We start from the raw sequence: 20,113 nt of genomic DNA on the forward strand, positions 1-20,113 counted from the left end.
TTTCTTTAATATTATCTGGATGCGACAACGGTAGGGACCATCTACCGAATGGACTAAATCCTACAGCGATCGCAACCATGGAAAACACTCCATATTTCATTTCCAATGCGCCCAGTCGATATGCACTGTCGGAAAGGCTTGAAAATATCGACATGACGCAACTAGCAGAAGATAGCAAAAAAAACGACGGAGAGGCCAAACTTATCCTTGGATTGATATATTTAGACATGGTCACAGGGATTGAAGAACCCGTGGACAAAGCATACGGGTTAACACTGCTTCAGGAAGCATGGCAGCTTGGCGTGGTGGATGCGGGCCATATCTTATTCAAAGTTTACTTCTACGGACATGGCGTCCGCGTCAATCACCCCCTTGCATTGGCCTATCTCGAAGCATCGGCAGAAAAAGGCTATATACGTTCGCAAAAAAACCTTGCTTATGCTTACAGGGGAAATAGCCAAGGTCCTCAACCACGAGGCATCGTCGAGTTGGATATCGAGAAGGCACGATACTGGTTTACCAAAGCCGCGGAACAGGGCGATGCCGAGTCTGCCACTCAGTTAGCACAAATTTACTATAAGGGATTAGGAGTACCTAAGGACGACAAAGTCGCTTTTGAATGGCTAAAGCGAGCAGAAAACATGCCGTTTGAGGGCCGAATGAGCCATAGCGGCCTTGCCATGTGTTACGAACAGGGCATCGGCACCGAAGTAGATCTGGTACAGGCCTACAAATACTACGACCTTGAAGATCCTGCTGGAGCGCCAGACAAACGCCGCCTCGAGGAAATGATGACACCCGAGCAGATTCAGGAAGCCATTCGCCTTTCACGCGAGTGGCAGGAGGAACACGGCGTTTTCGTACCAAGTTACTATGGACTTGAGTATCAACCCGACGGCAGTTTTAAGTAACACTGACAACACTACAGTGACCTTCCACCGGTACCGCCAACCGGCGGTTCTTCGGGGCAGTTCTCTATGCCACCCTAAAAACCACCACCGTCTTCGTTGGCGCGGAGATCATCGAACGCCGTCCTTTGTTCACCGTTCCAAAAAATGCGGCTTGCCCTCAACCCTCACCGTATACGCTGCGCGAGCTGTCTCCTGCTGGGTGACCCGCTGCCGATATGGCGTTCGCGATGAGCAAGGCCAGGTACTGCCCTACGACTCCATGGAAGAAGAACAGAATGGCCTGGAGCTGGTGTTCAAGGGCGTAAGGGTGAAAAGGGTTGTTGAGCACCACACCTAAACTTAGATAGTCCAGTCGGCGCCAATTCCGGGGCATTCACGATGAGAATATAACCGTGCCACACATTCAACTGCGCCTAGCAACTTTTGTTTTATCTCTTCTGACAATAGCCAGCATTTCGGGCTGTGATAACGCCTCCACTTTAAGCTTTATAAAATCTCAGACCACAACCATTGTCAAAATGGAAGGAACGCCATACTTTACTTTAAACACACCCCAAAACAAATCATACTGGGACCACTTCAGCAACATAACCGAAGATCAAATGAAAGAGAGAGCCAGCAACGGAGATGGCGAAGCCACCTTCCTATTGGGTCTTGTTTACTTTGGTCAGATCATAGGATTCGAGCGGCAGCCTGATACGAGCGAAGGCACGAAGTTACTTCAAGAGGCATGGAGGCTTGGCGTTATAGATGCCGGTTACTCTCTCTTCACCGTCTACTACAAGGGAATTGGCACACAAGTCAACAAACCACTTGCCCTGGCCTATCTCCAAGCATCGGCGGAGAAAGGCTATATTCTTTCCCAGAAAGATCTTGGCCATGCCTACCGTGGCGCCGATCCTCGGGACCTGGTGGATGAAGATATCCAGCAGGCGAAAATCTGGTTTACCGAAGCCGCCGAACAGGGTGATGCCGAGTCCGCCACCCAGCTTGCCGGCATCTACCGAGAAGGAACTGGTGTCCCTAAAGATGAACAAACAGCCTTTGAGTGGCTAAAACGCGCGGAAGATATGCCTTTTAATGGATTTCTGAGCCACCGAGGCCTTGCCAACTACTACGAACATGGCATCGGCACCGAGGTAGATCTGGTTCAAGCATATAAGTACTACGACCTCCAGGATCCTGCTGGAGCGCCAGACAAACGCCGCCTTGAGGCAATAATGACTCCTGAGCAGGTTCAGGAAGCCATTCGCCTTTCACGCGAGTGGCAAGAGGAACACGGAGTTTTCGTACCAAGTTACTATGGACTTGAGTATCAACCCGACGGCAGTTTTAAGTGACACTGACGACACTTCAGAGACCTTCCACCGGTACCGCCAACCGGCGGTTCTTCGGGGGCAGCTCTCTATGTCACCGTAAGAACAACCACCGTCTTCGTTGGCGCGGAGATCATCGAACCCGGTGCTTTGTTCACCGTTCCAAAAAATGCGGCTTGCCCTCAACCCCCACCGTATACGCTGCGCGAACCGCCTCCTGCTGGGTGACCCGCTGCCGATGTGGCGTTCGCGATGAGCAAGGCCAAGTACTGCCCTACGACTCCATGGAAGAGGAACAGAATGGCCTGGAACTGGTGTTCAAGGGCGTGACGGTGGAGATGTTGCTGCAAGAGCCAGATGACTACGAAAGCTATGGGGTGGTACCGACTCAAGGGCAATGGGATATCGTCAGGGAGCGCTCCCGTCAGCTACCACGCACACTTAGCATTCTGGTCACCGTGCCGGATTTGGATGAGATGGAGATTGGAATAACACTAGAACACGGAGAAGGAATCAACAAAGATAACATTCTAAAAAAACACTATATAAAATCCGTAGATTACGACACGCTTATCGATAGAAAAACTGGTAGAGAGTCCGGTCAAAAAAAGAAGACAGGAGCACGGAAATTTCAAACAAAGACAACATGTATTTCATATCATCAAAACAAGAAATTGACGCCCGCCATTCTGGACAGATTATATCCCTTATCGTAACTGTGGTGTCTCGGATGTTCAATTGACCAAAAGGAGCTATCCTTTGATAGCCGCCCGAGGGCTTCTCCGTCAGTTCATCCAGGAGCATTGCCATGGAGATCAAGCTTCATAAGCAAGCCACTACAACCCCGAAGATTCGCGCTGAGATCCAGGCGGCTCCTGCTCACATTACCGATACGGCGCTGGCGGAGCGTTTTGGTGTCAGTGACATGACGATACGTCGGTGGCGGCACCGCGATGACGTCTATGATCGCCCCCACACCCGTCACAACCTCAAGGCAACGCTCAACCACGAGCAGGAAGAGGTGCTGATTGCGGCACGCGAATTCCTTCGTCTCGGGCTCGACGACCTGCTCGTCGTCGCCCGGGAGTTCTTGCATCCCACGCTATCCAGAGCGGCGCTCCACCGGATGTTGAAACGCCGCCAGGTGCCCACCTTGGCCCAATTGGCTAAGAGGGATCAGGAGGGCAAGAAGGAAACGCCCAAGCCCTTTCGAGACTACGAACCGGGCTACCTCCATATCGATATCAAATATCTGCCGCAGATGCCTGATGAGACGCAGCGCCGCTATCTGTACGTTGCCATCGACCGAGCTACGCGCTGGGTCTATCTGGAGCTGCGCTCCAGCCAGGCGGCAAGCGATGCTGAAGCGTTTTTCCATCGGGTCGTTGAGAAGGCCCCGTTCAAGGTCCAAAAGGTGCTGACGGACAATGGCAAGAGCTTCACGGATCGCTTCACCTCTGGTGGAGAGCGCAAGCCCACCGGACAGCATCCGTTTGACCAGGCATGTGCAGAGCACCACGTGGAGCACCGCCTGATTCGACCGGGCCACCCTCAAACCAACGGAATGGTCGAACGCTTCAATGGCCGTATCAGTGACGTCTTGGCGACGCGTCGCTATGTCTCCGGAGAAGACCTGGAGCAAACGCTAAAACGATACTGCTGGCTGTACAATCATCACATCCCGCAGAAGGCATTGAAGCACCAAGCCCCCATTTCAGCGATGAAAGACTGGCAGAACAGGCGTCCTGAGCTATTCACCAAGCGTGTAATTAATCATCCGGGACCTGACACGTAACTTTTCCAGATACCAAAAGAAACAATGAACCGAAAGAGTCAGTTTTCAAGATGAGAGCTAAATAATGACTTCAGTCATGAAATTCTTTTTCTATATAGCAACTATAATAGGCTTGCTTTATTTGCCAGGGTGTGACAACACAAGAGAATTTAACAAGACTGATCCACATGAAAACACCGCATTGCCAATGGAGCATGAAGCAAAAATAATCACAAACAACCCAGACATCGATGCGTTGAGCGAAAGCTTTGATACAACGATAGAAAAGATCACAGAGAAAACCGAGCAGAACGATGCAGAATCTATCTACTTGCTCGGACTTATAAATTTCGGCCATATTACTGGATTCGAGCGAGAGCCGAATCGAGCCAGAGCTATCGAGCTACTTCGCCGAGCGTGGAGACTAGGCCTTGTAGATGCTGGCTATTCACTATTCACCGTTTACTACAATGGCGTTGTTGCGCCCGTCAACAAACCGCTTGCCCTCGCCTATCTCCAGGCATCAGCCGAAAAAGGCCTGATTATCTCTCAACGGGATCTCGGCCACGCCTACCGAGGCGCCGATCCTCAGGGCTTGGTTGAGGAAGACATCGAACAAGCACGATACTGGTTTACTAGGGCGGCAGAACAGGGCGATGCCGAGTCTGCTACCCAGTTAGCCGGCATCTACCATAAGGGGATAGGCGTAGAAAGAGATGACGAAGCGGCTTTCAACTGGCTAAAGCGAGCAGAAAACATGCCGTTTGAGGGCCGAATGAGCCATAGCGGCCTTTCCATGTACTACGAACAAGGCATCGGTACCGAAGTAGATCTGGTACAGGCCTACAAATACTACGACCTTGAAGATCCTGCTGGAGCGCCAGACAAACGCCGCCTTGAGGCCATAATGACACCGGAGCAAGTTCAGGAAGCCATTCGACTTTCACGCGAAAGACAGGAAGAACGTGGCGTTTTCGTACCAAGTTACTATGGACTTGAGTATCAACCCGACGGCAGTTTTAAGTAACACTGACAACACTACTGAGACCTTCCACCGGTACCGCCAACCGGCGGTTCTTCGGGGCAGCTCTCTATGTCACCGTAAGAACCACCACCGTCTTCGTTGGCGCGGAGATCATCGAACGCGGTGCTTTGTTCACCGTTCCAAGAAAGCGGCTTGCCCTCAACCCTCACCGTATACGCTGCGCGAGCTGTCTCCTGCTGGGTGACCTGCTGCCGATACGGCGTTCGCGATGAGCAAGGCCAGGTACTGCCCTACGACTCCATCGAAGAAGAACAGAGTGGCCTGGAGCACCAGCCGGATGGTAGCTACAAGTAGCAAGAATGCTATTTCTTCGTTTTATATGTTCGTTTCCCTGACCCGGTACTACCACACATCCAGTTTTTGGGGACGCTTCGACACTTGATATAGACGTATGCTGTCTACCTTACATATGTGAAATTCACTCAGGAAAAAAGGAGATTTGATAAACCGGCCGTAACTTATTACAGGAAGTAAACTACACAAAGGAGTGTGTAATGCCTAAACGTCCTATTTCCATATCAATCATCTGCTGCGCCCTGATGATATTTTCCACAGTACAATTTGGGTTAATGATGAGAGGCTATGAAAGCATCGACTTTACCATAAAAATGCATATGATTGGGCTGCCTAGGGGAATGCAGTCATTATTACTAACCGTTAATGCTACTATGCTACTATATACAGCAACGATGATACTCGCTCGTCTAAAAAGAGGGAGAAATATCTTTGTATTCTGGCACGGCTTAACTCTTTTGTTTTTGTTTTTCATTAACTTCGACAAATCAATAACAAATTTATTATTGTTGTTTTTTATAATATCTACCTTTTTCCTATATCGTCAAAAAGCCAATATCTATTTCAATTCTCTTGTCTCATGACGGTATCATCATGAGAAAATTATTTGGTATTCTCTTTCTAACGATCTGCGCCTTTTTTGTATATACAGTGGGCCTGCTGGCCTTCTTCGATGTCCCAGAAACCGGGAATGTAAAGTTTGAAGTAATGGGGGAATATTGCATACCTCTGGCAGGATTCCTGTTACTTGGCTTGGTGGTATACCCTGGATCAAACTGGATGACATTGTCAGGCATCACGCTACTATCAGGGCAAGCAGTCAATGTCTTTATTACTTTTCTATTGATATCGTTCAAGCGACCGGAAGAGCTTTCTAACGTTATGGACACAAGCGCTTTCGATTATTTCAGCGACTATCTCTCCGGCTTCTCGATCATGATCGGCGTCGCTTTGCTTGGCGTCATTCTGCTTGCTTTGGGGCGCGTATACAGAAAATCACACGAGGCTCTCGATGGAGTGTCACCATGAATTCAACAGCAGAAGGAATCGGTGAGGGTTATCGATAGACCGCAAAAGGCCGGCATCACTGCCGGCCTTTTCTGTTGTGCCCGTCGCTTGGGTCAGACGACCTGACGATCAGTCACCGAAGGGGTTGCGCAGGACGATGGTCTCGTTGCGGTCCGGGCCGGTGGAGATGATGTCGATGGAGGTGCCGACCTGCTCCTCGAGGAAGCTGATGTAGGCGCGGGCGGCGTTGGGCAGGTCTTCGACGCGCTTGACGCCCAGAGTCGACTCGCTCCAGCCCGGCAGGTCCTGGTAGACCGGCTCGATGGCCTCGTAGCCTTCGGAGTCCACCGGGTTATCGAGCACTTCGCCGTCCTTGCTGCGATAGCCCACGCAGACACGGATGTTCTCGAGCCCGTCCAGTACGTCGAGCTTGGTCAGGCAGATGCCGGATACCGAGTTGATCTGCACCGCGTGACGCAGCGCCACGGCATCGAACCAGCCGCAACGACGGGCGCGACCGGTGGTGGCACCGAACTCGTGGCCCTTCTCCGCCAGGTGACGGCCGTGCTCGTCGAACAGCTCGGTGGGGAACGGACCAGAGCCGACACGGGTGGTGTAGGCCTTGGTGATACCCAGCACGTAGTCCAGATACAGCGGGCCGACGCCTGAACCGGTAGCGGTGCCGCCGGCGGTGGTGTTGGAGCTGGTGACGTAGGGATAGGTGCCGTGGTCGATGTCCAGCAGCGAGCCCTGGGCGCCTTCGAACAGGATGTTCTCGCCACCCTTGCGCAGGTCGTGGACCAAGCTCACGGTGTCGGTGACCATCGGACGCAGCTCTTCGGCCATCTCCATGGCGCTTTCCAGGGTCGCCTGGAAGTCCACCGGCTCTTCGCCGTGGTACTTGGTCAACACGAAGTTGTGGTAGTCCAGCACCTCGCCCAGCTTGGAGGCGAAGCGCTCACGATGGAGCATATCGCCCAGACGCAAGCCACGGCGGGCGACCTTGTCTTCGTAGGCCGGACCGATGCCGCGACCGGTGGTGCCGATCTTGGCGATGCCACGAGCCTTCTCGCGAGCCTGATCCAGGCGCACGTGGTAGTCGAGGATCAGCGGACAGGCCGGCGACAGACGCAGGCGCTGGCGCACCGGTACGCCCTTGCTCTCGAGCTCGCGGATTTCCTTGATCAGTGCCTCCGGCGACAGCACCACGCCGTTGCCGATGACGCAGGTCTTGTCCTCGCGCAGCACGCCGGACGGAATCAGGTGCAGGACGGTCTTTTCACCGTCGATGACCAGGGTGTGGCCGGCATTGTGACCGCCCTGAAAACGCACCACGGCGGAGGCGGACTCGGTCAGCAGGTCGACGACCTTGCCCTTGCCCTCATCGCCCCATTGGGTACCCAGTACGACTACGTTCTTGCCCATTGCAGTTCTCGTCTCTTCTTGGTTGCGCCTTGGCGCCACAGTCGATTAAAGCGCCACGCCCCGGCGCCCCGGTATTGCTTGCCAGACAGTGCCAGGCACTGCCGGCAGGATCATGTCGCCAGCGGTTCGAGCACCCAGCGCTGGTCTCGGGCCACCAGCTGCTCGCTGCAGCCGTGTCCCGCAGCGCGCTGGCCGGGCAGCCCCTGGATCACCCGGCGCCCCTGACGCCTCAAGGCCTGAACCGCTTCGTCGAGGCCCTCGGCGTCACCTTCCGCCGGCGCCCAGACGCTGTCGCTGGCGGCCTCGCTGGAGGCCAGCGTCGCCAACAGCTTCAGATCCATCGAGAAGCCGGTAGCTGGCCTGGCGCGACCGAAGGCACGGCCGGTGTCGTCGTAGCGCCCGCCCTTGGCCAGGGCTTGACCGTACCCCGGCACGTAGGCGGCGAACATCATGCCAGTGTGGTACTGATAGCCGCGCAGCTCGGCCAGGTCAAAGTAGCAGGCCACCTCGGGGTGTTCGCGATGCACGCCCTGATACAGCTCGCACAGCTTGTCGAGGGCGTCGTTGACCGCCTGGGGCGCCTCGGCGAAGGCTTCGCGGGCCTGGTCGAGCACCTCGGGGCCGCCGTGCAGCTCGCCCAGGGTGCGGAACATGGCCGCCAGAGCGGGATCGCTTACCGCCCTGGACACCTCTGCCTCGAGCTGCCCCGGCGACTTCAGCGCCAGCGCCGCGGAGATGGCGTATTCGGCCTCGGCGTCGAGCTCGGCGACCTCGACCAGGTTGCGGTAGATGCCGACGTGGCCAAGCGCCAGGTGCACCTCGCCGGCGCCGGAGGCCGAGAGGCTCTCCAGCGCCAGGCGCAGGATCTCGAGATCCGCCGCCAGGCTGGCGCTGCCGAACAGCTCGACACCGACCTGGACCGGGCTGCGCCCGCCCTGATGCTTGTCGGCCTTGGCTCGCAGCACATTGGTGCAGTAGCACAGACGCACCGGCCCTTCGCGCTTGAGCGAGTGGGCATCGATGCGCGCCACCTGCGGCGTGACGTCGGCGGTCACCCCCATCATGCGCCCGGTGAGCTGGTCGGTGAGCTTGAAGGTCTGAAGGTCGAGATCGGTGCCGGTGCCGGTCAGCAGGGAGTCGAGAAACTCCACCGGGGGCGGCATCACCTGGTCGTAACCCCAGAGATGGAAGAGGTCGAGCAGCGCCCGGCGCAGCTCCTCCATACGACTGGCCTGAGGTGGCAGCACCTCGTCCATGCCGTCGGGCAGGAGCCAGCGGTCAGCGATGGTCATGTCGATATCCTGCTTGGTCGATATCTTGCTTAGACGGTGGGCCTGGTCCGCGCGCACGCAAAACCTCGCGCACTGGTGAAATCCGGGAACTCATCTCGGAGCGGTCTCGGAACTTCTGGCGTGCTGGCGAATGCGTCGGACGGAACGATGTCGGGAATGACGGCCACAAAAAAACCGGGCCACGCCCGGTTTACCGATTCTATCACGTTTGGCCGCCAGTTGAACCCCGCAAGGGCGGCATTCGCCCTTGCGGTCGGCGGCCAGGGGCCACCGCTAGCCCTGGGGCTGGCTGCCAGCTCCCTGGGGATCGGCGCTCTTGAGGTAACGGAAGAAGTCGCTGGAGGGATCCAGCACCATCATGTTGCCCTCGCCGGCACCGAAGGAGTCGCGATAGGCGTTGAGGCTACGCCAGAAGCGATAGAACTCGGTATCGCCCTCGTAGGCGTCGGAGTAGATACCGGCGGCCTCGGCGTCACCCTCACCACGCAGGGTCTCGGCACGCTCGTTGGCCTGGGCCAGCAGTACCTGACGGCGGCGATCGGCGTTAGCGCGAATCCGCTCGGACTCCTCCTGGCCCTGGGCACGCCACTCGCGGGCCTCACGCTCACGCTCGGAGCGCATGCGATCGTACACCGCCGAGGACACGTCCTCGGGCAGGTCGATACGCTTGACCCGCACGTCGAGGATGGCCACCCCGATCTCTTCGCGCATCAGCTTGTCGAGCTCCTCGGTGGGGCCGGACATCAGCTCGTCACGCTTCTCGGAGATGATCTGCTGCAGGTTCAACTGGCCGAACTCGTTACGCAGGCTCTCGTCGACCCGCGGCTGGATCAGGCGCACCGCCATCAGTTCGTCACCGGCCGTGGCCTCGTAGTAGCGAGTGGGGTTGACCACCTGCCACTTGACGTAGGAGTCCACGATCACCGCCTTCTGCTCCTGGGTCAGGTAGCGGCTGGCGTCGGTATCCAGTGTCAGCACCCGGGTGTCGAACTTGCGAATGGTCTGGGTGATCGGCACCTTGACGTGCAGGCCCGGCTGGATATTTTCCTCGATGATCTCACCGAAGCGCAGCTTGACCGCACGCTCGGTCTCGTCGACCACGTAGAGGCTGTTGCTGGCCAGCCAGGCGGCGGCGGCCAGGCCGCCGACGATGAGCAGGGATCGATTATTGATCATTTAGCGACCCTCCCGCTGAATACCGGTGTCACGACCGTTGCGGTTCGAGCTTGAATTGGAGGCCGCGTTGGCGGACTCGGCACGGATGCGCTCCAGCACCTGCGGATCGAGCTGATTCTCGGCGTCGGCAGCGGTGGACGTGCCCAGACCACGGCCGATACGGTCCATCGGCAGCACCATCAAGGGGCCATCCTGATCGACGTCCACCAGTACCTTGTTGGTCTGGCCGAGCACCTCGGAGATGGCGTCGAGGTAGAGACGCTCGCGCATCACCTCGGGGGCATTGCGATACTGGGTCAGCAGTGCGGTGAAGCGGTTGGCCTGACCACGCGCCTCGGCGACCACTGATTCGCGGTAACCCTGGCCCTGCTCGACGATACGCTGCGCCTGACCCTGAGCCGCCGGGATGATGGCGTTGGCATAGGCCATGGCCTGGTTGATCGTGCGCTGACGATCCTCGCGGGCACGGATGACGTCATCGAAGGCGTCCTGCACCGCATCGGGCGGCGAGGTGGACTCGACGTTCAGGGTCACCAGGCGGATACCGGTACCGTAGTTGTCCAGGTAAGTCTGCAGACGGCTGGTCACGGCACTGCCGAGAATCTCACGACCCGAGGTCAGGATGTCGATCATGTCGGTGCCACCGACCACGTGACGCAGCGCCGAGTCGAGGGCGTTTTCCAGCGACAGCTCGGGATCACGCACGTTGAGCACGTAGTCACGCGGCGCTGCCACCTGGTACTGGGCCGAGATCTCGACCGAGACGATGTTCTCGTCCTGGGTCAGCATCGACTGGGTCTGGCTGACCGAACGCACGCGGGTAACGTTGACCATGCGCACGTCGTCGATCAGCGGCGGATTCCACTGCAGGCCCGGGGTGACGACTTCCTGGAACTTGCCGAAGCGCAGCACGACGCCACGCTCCGACTGGTCGACCAGATAGAAGCCGCTGGCCGCCCATACGGCGAGACCGATGATGATCAACAGGCCCGGCAAGGCGAAGGTATTGCGCGGGCGATTGCCGCCGCCCTTGCCGCCACCTTTGCCACCGCCGCGCTTGCCGCCGCGGCCGCCGAGCATGCCGTTGAGCTTGTCCTGAAACTTCTTCAGGGCCTCATCGAGGTCGGGGGGACCCTGATTGTCGCCACCGCGGTTGCCACCGCCCCCATTACCGCCACGGCGCCCCCCGCCACTCCAGGGGTCGTGCTGGTTGCCGTTGCCGCCACCAGGCTCATTCCAGGCCATACGTCGTCTCCACTCTGTGCCCCCGCCTAGACGAGGCGCATCGATTGCGATCCTTGGAAAACACTGCATACATTGTTGCGCTCGGCATCTCGGCCGCCGGCGGTGCTCAAGGTTCTCATTTAACCCTGTGTCAACTCCGACCTTTCCGCTCCGGCGGAGACCGAACTGTCGTCGCTCGCGACATTTCTTCAGTGCTTTCCTTGTGGCGTCGCCATCCGGGCGACGCTCTTGCCGACCCGTCAGGCGGGTCGGTTCAGGCTTCCCAGACGTCGCGTTCCTGCAGCGCGACGGGAAGGTAATCGGCGGCACGCTCGCCAAGGCGTGCCATCAACTGATTGAAGTCACGACGCGGCAGACGCACATCCAGCTGCGTCTGGCCGTCCTCGTCGAAGGACTCGTCGCGCACGGCATTCAGCTCATGCAGCGCCGCGCGCAGCTTGCCCTGCTCCGGCGTCAGGGTCAGCGAGAAGTCGATGATGTCTTCCGCCAGCCGCTCGGTCAGGGCCTGGGTCAGCAGGTCCAATCCCAGCCCCTTCTGCGCCGACAGCCACACCGTCTGCGGTACCCCGTGCTCGTCGCGCTCGATGCGTGGCGAACTGTCGAACAGGTCGATCTTGTTCATCACCTTGAGCGTCGGCACGTCCAGCGCGCCGATCTCGTCGAGCACCGCCTCCACCTGGGTGACGTTGAGCTCACGATCAGGATCCGCTGAGTCGATCACATGCACCAGCAGGCTGGCCTCGGCGGCCTCCTGCAGGGTGGCACGGAACGCCTCCACCAGCTTGTGCGGCAGGTGGCGGATAAAGCCCACCGTGTCCGCCAGCACCACCGGCCCCACGTCCTCGACCTCAAGACGCCGCAGCGTAGGGTCGAGAGTAGCGAAGAGCTGGTCCGCCGCATAGACCTCAGACGCCGTCAAGCTGTTGAAAAGCGTTGACTTGCCGGCGTTGGTGTAGCCCACCAGCGAGACGCTGGGGATCTCGGCACGCGAGCGGGCGCGGCGATTCTGACTGCGCTGGCTACGCACCTTGTCCAGGCGCTTGTGGATCGACTTGATGCGCGCACGCAGCAGGCGGCGGTCGGTCTCGAGCTGGGTTTCACCCGGACCGCGCAGGCCGATACCGCCCTTCTGGCGTTCCAGGTGGGTCCAGCCTCGCACCAGCCGCGTGGACATGTACTCGAGCTGGGCCAGCTCCACCTGCAGCTTGCCCTCGTGAGTCCGCGCCCGCTGGGCGAAGATATCCAGAATCAGGCCCGTACGATCGAGCACACGACACTTCAGCGTCTGCTCGACGTTGCGTTCCTGGGAAGGACTGAGCGCGTGGTTGAAGATCACCAGCTCGGCCTTGTGTACCGCCAGGGCCTCGCCGATTTCCTCGAGCTTGCCCGACCCCACGAAACTCCTGGGGTCGGGTCGTTGCCGCGAGCCGGTCACGAGGGTTGCGGGTTCGGCACCCGCCGACCTCACCAGCTCGTGGAACTCACCGGGATCTTCGCGCTCCTTCTCGTCCTGAAAGTCGATATGGACGAGTACCGCCGTTTCACCGGCGTCGGGACGTTCAAAAAACAATCAATACCTCACGAAATATCAGCTCTCCGGCTGCGCAGCTGGATCCTGGGCCGGCAGACGCACATTGCGTGACGGCACCACCGTGGAGATGGCGTGCTTGTAGACCATCTGGCTGACGGTGTTGCGCAGCAGGATGACAAATTGGTCAAAGGATTCGATCTGGCCCTGCAGCTTGATGCCGTTGACCAGGAAAATCGATACCGGAATGCGCTCCTTGCGCAGAATGTTCAGGTACGGGTCTTGAAGGGACTGCCCTTTGGACATGTTGCTCTCCCTGAAGTGTCTTAGGGTTTTAGGTTATGGTGCCGCCCGCCGAGGTCTTCAAGACGGCGGGCGACAGGTATTCGGTTGTTCGGCGGGACCCTGCAAGTGGTCGCACGAACTCGTTATCTTACGCTAAGTCCCCGCTTCGCGCACGAGTTTCACGAGGCGCTCGGCGGGGTCGGCCGCCAACGGGTCCACCCAGGTGAGCGCAGGCCAGCTACGCATCCAGGTCAGCTGCCGCTTGGCCAGCTGACGCGTCGCCACCACACCACGATGAATGAACGTCTCACGATCAAACTCGCCATCCAGGTACTGCCATGCCTGACGATAGCCCACGCTCTTCATCGATGGCAGCGACAGCGTCAAATCGCCACGCGCCTTGAGCGCCGCCACTTCATCGAGAAACCCGCCGTCCAGCATGGCGTTGAAGCGCCTGGCGATTCTCTCGTGCAGCACGGAGCGCTCGGCGGGAGCGAGCCCTATGGACAGCAGACGAAAGGGAAAGGTTTCACGACGCTGCTCATTCCACAGCTCGCTCATCGGCCGCCCGGACAGCTCGAACACTTCCAGCGCCCGCATCAGGCGCTGAGGATCATTGGGGTGAATGCGCGCGGCCGACTCGGGATCGACCTCGCCCAGGCGCCGATGCAGCGCCTCGAGGCCGTCCTGCTCGGCCTGGCGGGACAGGCGTTCACGCACGGCGCTGTCCGCCGAGGGCAGGTTGGCGACCCCCTCGACCAGGCGCTTGTAGTACATCATGGTGCCACCGACCAGCAGCGGCAGCCGGCCACTGGCGGCGATATCGTGCATCTCGGCCAGGGCATCGTCGCGAAACTCCGCCGCCGAGTAGGCCTGGGCCGGATCACGGATATCGATCAGTCGATGGGGCGCCCGAGCGAGTTCCTCGGCCGATGGCTTGGCCGAACCGATGTCCATGCCGCGATAGATCATCGCCGAATCGACGCTGATGATCTCGCCACCCAGGCGCTCGCGGATCTCGATGGCAAGATCGGTCTTGCCCGCCGCCGTGGGGCCCATCAGCAGCAGCGCCAGCGGTCGGTCGTCCTGCGCGGGCGGCGTGGCCGCGGCCGGAGCGTCTGTCGGCGCCATCATTGCCCTCGCAGAAACAGCCGGTCCAGATCCTTGAGGCTCATCTGGGTCCAGGTGGGGCGGCCGTGGTTGCACTGGCCGCTGCGCTCAGTGCGCTCCATGTCACGCAGCAGCGCGTTCATCTCGGCAATGGTCAACTGGCGATTGGCGCGTACGCTGCCGTGGCAGGCCATGGTCGACAGCAGCTCGTTGATATGGGCCTCGATGCGATCGGAGCGGCCGTAGCGCTCCAGGTCCGAGAGCATCTCGCGCACCAGCGGTTCCACGTCGGCATCGGCCAGCAGCGCCGGCACCTGGCGCACCAGCAGGGTCTCTGGACCGGCGGTATCGAGTTCGACACCAAGCCGGGTGAAGGCTTCGCGCTCGCGCTCGGCGGTCTCGACCTCGGCGGCACTGACCGCCAGCGACACCGGTACCAGCAGCGGCTGGGCATCCAGCGCGCCACCGTGGACCTGGGTCTTCATGCGCTCGTAGACGATCCGTTCGTGGGCCGCGTGCATGTCCACCAGCACCAGCCCCTGGGCGCTCTGGGCCAGAATGTAGATGCCGTGCAACTGGGCGATGGCGTAGCCCAGCGGCGGCGCCTGGGTGGCGTCGTCTTCCGGCATCACCTCAGGCGTCGATGAGGTGAGCGATGCGCCGCCGACCCCGGCAGGGGACTCGCTAGCCTCGCCACCGGCGTCGGGCCAGGTTCTCGGCGTGGGGCTATGGCGCTCGGCCTGGGCCGTGCCGGCGGCCAGACCGCCGGCGCCTGGGCCTCCTGGCTGCGGCGTCAGCAGGCTGTCTTCGTGGTCCGGGTGCAGCTTGCGGTAGCCATCCATGAATGCGCGCACCCGGTCCGGGGTGACACCGCCCTCGCCCTCGTCGCGGCGCGGGTGCAGCGCCATGGGCTGCTGCTGCCAGGAGGGCTGTTGCCGGGACGGGTGTCGCCCGGGATTCCCGCCCTGGGGGGCCGGCTCGCGGATCTCGCCGGTCTCGGGGTCGACGTCGAGGCCATCGGTATCGGTGCTCGCTTGCTGACCCGGATGCTGGCCGTCCTGGTGCCCGGCGCGGGCCTCGCCCAGCGCCCGGTGCAGGCTCGAGAACAGGAAGTCGTGGACCATGCGCCCGTCGCGAAAGCGCACCTCGTGCTTGGTCGGGTGGACATTGACGTCCACCACCGTGGGGTCCACGTCCAGATAGAGCACGAATACCGGGTGGCGACCATTGAACAGCACATCGCGATAGGCCTGGCGGATGGCGTGGGCCACCAGCCGGTCGCGCACCACCCTGCCATTGACGAAGAAGTACTGCTGGTCGGCCTGGGCGCGAGAGTGGGTCGGTAGCCCCACCCAGCCCCACAGGCGCAGGCTGCCGGTGGCGATGTCCAGGGTCAGGGCATTGTCCAGGAAGTTCTTTCCCAGCAGCGAAGCGAGACGTCGCTCCACCGCGTGGTCATCCCGTGCCACCGGCAACTGGTGGATGGTCTTCTGGTTGTGGCGAAGGGTCCAGCCGATGTCGAAGCGCGACAGCGCCTGGCGCCGAAAGGCCTCCTCGACATGGTTGAACTCGGTCTTTTCGGTACGCAGGAACTTGCGCCGTGCCGGGGTGTTGAAAAACAGATCACGCACCGCCACCGAGGTACCACGCGGATGGGGTGCCGGCGTGACGCGGGGCTCCATGCGCCGCCCTTCGGCCACCACCCGCCAGCCGCCCTGAGGGTCCTGCTCGACGTTGGAGGTCAGTTCCAGTCGCGACACCGAGCTGATCGAGGCCAGCGCCTCGCCGCGAAAGCCGAGGCTGGCGACGCCCTCGAGCTCCTCCAGCGACAGGATCTTGCTGGTGGCGTGTCGTGACAGCGCCAGCGGCAGGTCCTCCTCGCCGATGCCGGAGCCATCGTCACGGATCCGGATCAGCCGGGCACCGCCGGACTCGATGTCCACCTCGATGCGGGTGCTGCCGGCGTCGATGGCGTTCTCGATCAGCTCCTTGACCACCGAGGCCGGGCGCTCCACCACCTCGCCGGCGGCGATCTGGTTGGCCAGCCGGGGGTCGAGAATCTTGATCGAGCGGCGCTGTGACACCTGGACGCCAGGCTCGCTCTGACACGGGATATCACTCATGAACTGGGAATCCTCAACACCTGGCCGACGCGAATGACGTCCCCGGACAGCTCGTTGACCTGCTTGAGCGCGCTGAGCGCCACGCCGTGACGCGAGGCGATGGCGGACAGGGTGTCGCCTGGCTGGATGCGATACTCGTTGGTAGCGGTGGACCGCCCCTGATCGCGCTGCCAGGCCAGCAGGCTTGCCGGTGGCGGGTTGCGCTCGAAGTGCGAGCGGATGCCGCCGAACACGGCGCTCATCATCCGCTGCTGGTAGCCGCCGTCCTTGAGTCGTCGCTCTTCCTCGGGGTTGGAGATAAAGCCCGTCTCCACCAGCAGGGAAGGAATGTCCGGGGACTTCAGCACCACGAAGCCGGCCTGCTCGACCCTGGGTTTATGCAGATCATTGATGCGCCCGATGCGACTGAGCACCTCATCGCCGATGGTCAGGGAGTCATTGAGGGTCGCGGTCATGGTCAGGTCCAGCAGCACGCCCCTGAGCACCTGGTCCTTGTCATCGAGCGACAGGTTGCCGTCGACCCCGCCGATCAGATCCGAGCGGTTCTCGCTGGCCGCCAGCCACTTGGCGGTCTCCGAGGTGGCTCCGCTCTGGGACAGCGCGAACACCGAGCTGCCGTGGGGACGCGGACTGTTGAAGGCGTCGGCGTGAATGGAGACGAAGAAATCGGCCTTCTGCTCGCGGGCGATCAGGGTGCGCTGACGCAGCCCGACGTAGTAGTCGCCGTCGCGGATCAGCACCGCCTTGAAGCCGGGGGAGTCGTTGATCATGCGCGCCAGGCGATCGGCCATCTGCAGCACCACGTCCTTCTCGCGGGTACCGCTCGGGCCCAGCGCCCCGGGGTCCTCGCCACCGTGCCCGGCGTCCACGGCGATGATGATGTCGCGCTTGGGATGGGGCTGAGCGGTGTCGATCACCGGTGCTGCCTCCACCGGGTCACGGCCCTCGGCCACCGCCACGGTCTTGGCCCGCTCGGCGGCGATCTCCTGCTCACGGATCATCGACTCGATCGGATCGATGGGGTCTTCCACCGCGCTCTCGCCGGGGTACTCCAGATCCACCACCAGACGATCGCCGTACTGGTTGTTGGGCGCCAACGAGAAGTGACGCGGCTCGATGGCGCGGCTGAGCTCGAGCACCACGCGCAGATCGCCGCCATCGCGCACGCCTGTGCGCACCGAGCTGATGGCGCTGTTGGACAGGTCCATGCTGGCAGGATCGGCGGCCAGACTGGTGCCGCTGAGATCGATGACCAGCCGGCGCGGGTTGTCGAGCTCGAACACGTTGGCGGTGGCCGGCGCCGACAGGTCGAACACCAGCCGCGAGTGATCCGGCGCGGCCCACAGGCGCATGTTGTCCACGCTGGCGGCCTGGGCAAGGCTCGAAAGCGTAAGGCCCAGTGTGGCCACCAACGTCAATAGACCAGCACCCATACGGGCCGGAAGGCGACGCCTCATGCCTTGCCTCCCGCCAGTCGTTGATCGCGGGAGACTTCGTCTTCCAGGCGTGTCAGCAGCGCTTCACCCAGGGTCGTGGCGGCGCTGATGCGCGCCTCGCGCCCTTCTGTCTCGGCGTGGCGTAGCGCCACCTCGAGATCCGGCGGCGTCAGCCAGCCCTCGCCGCGCTCGGCCCACTCCACCAGGCACAGATGCCCCTCGGCGAGCAGATCGCGCCCACCGATGAACTCAAGCTCCTCGGGATCGCCCAGGCGGTAGAGGTCAAAGTGGTGCAGCGTGACCGGCTCCCCGTCCAGCGAAAGCTCGTAGGGCTCCACCAGGGTATAGGTAGGACTCTTCACCGCACCTTGATGGCCGTAGGCGCGCAACACACCGCGAGCCAGGGTGGTCTTGCCGGCCCCAAGCTCCCCCGACAGGTGGACGCGTCCTCGTCCTTGCAAGGCCCGTCCCAGGCACTCCCCCAGTGCGACCTGGCGGTCTTCATCATCGAGTCGCAGCTGCATCTTCCTCGCCCATCGTCGGATTGACTAATTTTCGTGCACAGGATGCCAGATCGCTGGCCAACAGACCACGCTCACCGCCCTCTCTCGCCGCCATGTCACCGGCCAGGGCGTGTACCAGCACGCCCAGCCGCGCGGTGCGTTCCAGTGACCAGCCCGGGGCCTGGCCCTGGGCCATCAGGCCCGCCAGCACACCGGTCAGGGTATCGCCCATGCCGCCGCTGGCCATGCCCGGGTTGCCGAAAGGACACAGCGCCAGGCCCTCGGGACCGGCGATCAGGGTGCCGGCCCCCTTGAGCACGATCACCCCGCCCCAGCGTTGCTGCAGGGCGCGCGCGGCACCCGGGCGGTCCGCCTCGACCTCGGCCACGCTGGTCTCGAGCAGGCGTGCCGCTTCTCCCGGGTGGGGGGTCAGGACCCAGTCGTCACGCCGCTGATCGGCAAAGCGGCTGACCAGCAGATTGAGGGCATCGGCGTCCAGCACCAGCGGAATCGAGCGCTTCAGCGCGGTCTGCAATACCGATTGGCCCCAGCTCCCCTGGCCAAGCCCTGGCCCCACGGCGAGCACACTCAGGCGATCGAGCAGCTCATCGAGTTCGCTGGCATGGGTCACCCCACGCGCCATGACCTCGGGGCAGCGCACCAGACTGGCACCGACGTGCTCCGGCGCGGTGGCCAGCAGCACCCGGCCAGCGCCCACCCTGGCGCAGGCCTCTGCCGCCAGCAGGGCCGCCCCGCCGAACCCGGGTGCGCCACCGAAGATGCCGGCGAATCCGGCGGCGCCCTTGTGCATGTCGCGCTCACGCGGAGGCAACGCCAGGTTCACCAGGCTCGACTGCAGGCGCCAGGCGGTGGGCGTGATATCGTCATGGGCCAGGGCGTCCACCCCCAGTGATTCCACCACCACCTCGCCGGCCAGGGCAGCGCCTCGCCCGGTATGCAGCCCCAGCTTGTCGGCGATGAAGGTCACCGTCATCACCGCCCTGACCGCCATGCTCGGCTCGGCGCCGCCATCGGCGGTGATGCCCGAGGGAATATCCACCGCCAGCACCGGACACCGGCTTTCATTGATGGCGGCGATGGCCGCGGCGTAGGTCGGACGCAGGTCGCCGGCAAAACCGGTACCGAGCATGGCATCGACCACCACGTCCCCTTCCACGCTCAATCCTTCTCGCCATTCGATAAAGCCGACCCCGGCGTCGTCGGCCATCTCGGCCGCGCGCAAGGCGTCGCCCTTCAGGCGTTCGCGCGGGGTCAGGGAAATCCGCTGTACCTGGCGCCCTTCGGTCGCGGCCAGCGCTGCCAGCACATGGCCGTCGCCGCCGTTGTTGCCGCCACCGCAGAACACTGTCAGCGACTTGGTCGCCGGCCAGCGCGCCTTCAGCCAGCGCCAGGCGACGCCGGAGGCCCGGTGCATCAGGGCGAAGCCGTCGCTCTCGCCGGCGATCGCCCGTCGGTCCAGCTCGCGTACCTGCTCGGCGGTGTACAACGGAGTCTGTCCTGGCTCAATCACGCCGCCGTCCAAGATGTCCATGCGGTTCTCCCTTCGATCGTGATGGTCTACCATGGCGGTCACTTCCTTCCCTATGAAGTCTAAGCCCTTCTCCTCTCGCGCCAAGCGCAG

Annotated in this window: 17 protein-coding genes; 6 read left to right on the plus strand and 11 right to left on the minus strand. The window is 61.3% G+C overall.

The annotated features are described in order from the left end of the window. Nucleotides 1-77 precede the first annotated feature (77 nt). From NFI08_RS12320 to NFI08_RS12345, 6 genes are all read left to right on the plus strand, one after another. Nucleotides 78-911 carry a tetratricopeptide repeat protein gene (locus NFI08_RS12320; RefSeq protein ID WP_162816520.1) on the plus strand — a complete coding sequence of 278 codons (834 nt, stop codon included), beginning with the start codon at nt 78-80 and terminating at the stop codon, nt 909-911. A gap of 392 nt (nt 912-1,303) precedes the next feature. Further along, entirely contained in the window at nt 1,304-2,251 is a 948-nt protein-coding gene (locus tag NFI08_RS12325; protein ID WP_162816521.1) for a tetratricopeptide repeat protein, read from the plus strand. A 260-nt stretch (nt 2,252-2,511) separates the two neighbouring features. Next, a complete protein-coding gene (locus NFI08_RS12330) occupies nt 2,512-2,943 on the plus strand; it encodes a hypothetical protein (protein WP_349589674.1) in 432 nt (143 codons plus the stop codon). Between the two features lie 92 nt (nt 2,944-3,035). After that, the gene (locus NFI08_RS12335; protein WP_349589677.1) at nt 3,036-4,022 is read left to right on the plus strand and encodes an IS481 family transposase; all 987 of its coding nucleotides are present in this window, start codon (nt 3,036-3,038) and stop codon (nt 4,020-4,022) included. A 76-nt stretch (nt 4,023-4,098) separates the two neighbouring features. Further along, nucleotides 4,099-5,028, plus strand: a complete 930-nt coding sequence (locus NFI08_RS12340) for a tetratricopeptide repeat protein (RefSeq protein WP_349589680.1) — start codon at nt 4,099-4,101, stop codon at nt 5,026-5,028. 906 nt (nt 5,029-5,934) lie between these two features. After that, a complete protein-coding gene (locus NFI08_RS12345; RefSeq protein WP_349589683.1) occupies nt 5,935-6,369 on the plus strand; it encodes a hypothetical protein in 435 nt (144 codons plus the stop codon). A gap of 108 nt (nt 6,370-6,477) precedes the next feature. Here the strand turns inward: NFI08_RS12345 and NFI08_RS12350 are convergent, their stop codons facing one another. From NFI08_RS12350 to NFI08_RS12400, 11 genes are all read right to left on the minus strand, one after another. Continuing rightward, the gene (locus tag NFI08_RS12350; protein ID WP_045993100.1) at nt 6,478-7,773 is read right to left on the minus strand and encodes an adenylosuccinate synthase; all 1,296 of its coding nucleotides are present in this window, start codon (nt 7,771-7,773) and stop codon (nt 6,478-6,480) included. Between the two features lie 110 nt (nt 7,774-7,883). Next, nucleotides 7,884-9,065 carry an ATP phosphoribosyltransferase regulatory subunit gene (locus NFI08_RS12355; protein ID WP_045993099.1) on the minus strand — a complete coding sequence of 394 codons (1,182 nt, stop codon included), beginning with the start codon at nt 9,063-9,065 and terminating at the stop codon, nt 7,884-7,886. Between the two features lie 273 nt (nt 9,066-9,338). Further along, nucleotides 9,339-10,241 carry a protease modulator HflC gene (gene hflC / locus NFI08_RS12360; protein ID WP_045993098.1) on the minus strand — a complete coding sequence of 301 codons (903 nt, stop codon included), beginning with the start codon at nt 10,239-10,241 and terminating at the stop codon, nt 9,339-9,341. Next, the gene (hflK, locus tag NFI08_RS12365; RefSeq protein WP_108131457.1) at nt 10,242-11,486 is read right to left on the minus strand and encodes an FtsH protease activity modulator HflK; all 1,245 of its coding nucleotides are present in this window, start codon (nt 11,484-11,486) and stop codon (nt 10,242-10,244) included. A gap of 253 nt (nt 11,487-11,739) precedes the next feature. After that, nucleotides 11,740-13,056 carry a ribosome rescue GTPase HflX gene (gene hflX / locus NFI08_RS12370; protein ID WP_045993096.1) on the minus strand — a complete coding sequence of 439 codons (1,317 nt, stop codon included), beginning with the start codon at nt 13,054-13,056 and terminating at the stop codon, nt 11,740-11,742. A gap of 18 nt (nt 13,057-13,074) precedes the next feature. Next, the gene (hfq, locus tag NFI08_RS12375) at nt 13,075-13,320 is read right to left on the minus strand and encodes an RNA chaperone Hfq (RefSeq protein WP_045993095.1); all 246 of its coding nucleotides are present in this window, start codon (nt 13,318-13,320) and stop codon (nt 13,075-13,077) included. A 132-nt stretch (nt 13,321-13,452) separates the two neighbouring features. Next, nucleotides 13,453-14,430 (minus strand): tRNA (adenosine(37)-N6)-dimethylallyltransferase MiaA, encoded by a 978-nt coding sequence (miaA, locus tag NFI08_RS12380; RefSeq protein ID WP_108449860.1) that lies wholly within the window; start codon nt 14,428-14,430, stop codon nt 13,453-13,455. Next, on the minus strand, nt 14,430-16,532 hold the full coding sequence (gene mutL / locus NFI08_RS12385; RefSeq protein ID WP_349589690.1) for a DNA mismatch repair endonuclease MutL: 2,103 nt from the start codon (nt 16,530-16,532) through the stop codon (nt 14,430-14,432). Before mutL ends, miaA begins: the two co-directional genes overlap by 1 nt. After that, a complete protein-coding gene (locus NFI08_RS12390; RefSeq protein WP_108131638.1) occupies nt 16,529-17,965 on the minus strand; it encodes an N-acetylmuramoyl-L-alanine amidase in 1,437 nt (478 codons plus the stop codon). Before NFI08_RS12390 ends, mutL begins: the two co-directional genes overlap by 4 nt. Nucleotides 17,966-17,985: 20 nt before the next feature. After that, nucleotides 17,986-18,492: a tRNA (adenosine(37)-N6)-threonylcarbamoyltransferase complex ATPase subunit type 1 TsaE gene (gene tsaE / locus NFI08_RS12395; RefSeq protein WP_108449813.1), complete on the minus strand. Its 507-nt coding sequence runs from the start codon at nt 18,490-18,492 to the stop codon at nt 17,986-17,988. Continuing rightward, on the minus strand, nt 18,473-20,023 hold the full coding sequence (locus tag NFI08_RS12400; RefSeq protein ID WP_349589694.1) for an NAD(P)H-hydrate dehydratase: 1,551 nt from the start codon (nt 20,021-20,023) through the stop codon (nt 18,473-18,475). The genes tsaE and NFI08_RS12400 overlap by 20 nt, the downstream gene beginning before the upstream one ends. Between the last annotated feature and the right edge of the window lie 90 nt (nt 20,024-20,113).

The sequence above is a fragment of the Halomonas sp. EF61 genome, assembly GCF_040147045.1.
Lineage (GTDB): Bacteria > Pseudomonadota > Gammaproteobacteria > Pseudomonadales > Halomonadaceae > Halomonas > Halomonas litopenaei.

Coding starts and splice junctions, on each gene's coding strand:
- NFI08_RS12350 (WP_045993100.1), bottom strand. CDS start 7,773: ATGGGCAAGAACGTAGTCGTACTGGGTACCCAATGGGGCGATGAGGGC.
- hfq (WP_045993095.1), bottom strand. CDS start 13,320: ATGTCCAAAGGGCAGTCCCTTCAAGACCCGTACCTGAACATTCTGCGC.
- NFI08_RS12345 (WP_349589683.1), top strand. CDS start 5,935: ATGAGAAAATTATTTGGTATTCTCTTTCTAACGATCTGCGCCTTTTTT.
- NFI08_RS12400 (WP_349589694.1), bottom strand. CDS start 20,023: ATGGACATCTTGGACGGCGGCGTGATTGAGCCAGGACAGACTCCGTTG.
- mutL (WP_349589690.1), bottom strand. CDS start 16,532: ATGAGTGATATCCCGTGTCAGAGCGAGCCTGGCGTCCAGGTGTCACAG.
- NFI08_RS12390 (WP_108131638.1), bottom strand. CDS start 17,965: ATGGGTGCTGGTCTATTGACGTTGGTGGCCACACTGGGCCTTACGCTT.
- NFI08_RS12335 (WP_349589677.1), top strand. CDS start 3,036: ATGGAGATCAAGCTTCATAAGCAAGCCACTACAACCCCGAAGATTCGC.
- NFI08_RS12355 (WP_045993099.1), bottom strand. CDS start 9,065: ATGACCATCGCTGACCGCTGGCTCCTGCCCGACGGCATGGACGAGGTG.
- NFI08_RS12320 (WP_162816520.1), top strand. CDS start 78: ATGGAAAACACTCCATATTTCATTTCCAATGCGCCCAGTCGATATGCA.
- NFI08_RS12330 (WP_349589674.1), top strand. CDS start 2,512: ATGGAAGAGGAACAGAATGGCCTGGAACTGGTGTTCAAGGGCGTGACG.
- hflC (WP_045993098.1), bottom strand. CDS start 10,241: ATGATCAATAATCGATCCCTGCTCATCGTCGGCGGCCTGGCCGCCGCC.
- hflK (WP_108131457.1), bottom strand. CDS start 11,486: ATGGCCTGGAATGAGCCTGGTGGCGGCAACGGCAACCAGCACGACCCC.
- tsaE (WP_108449813.1), bottom strand. CDS start 18,492: ATGCAGCTGCGACTCGATGATGAAGACCGCCAGGTCGCACTGGGGGAG.
- miaA (WP_108449860.1), bottom strand. CDS start 14,430: ATGGCGCCGACAGACGCTCCGGCCGCGGCCACGCCGCCCGCGCAGGAC.
- NFI08_RS12340 (WP_349589680.1), top strand. CDS start 4,099: ATGAAATTCTTTTTCTATATAGCAACTATAATAGGCTTGCTTTATTTG.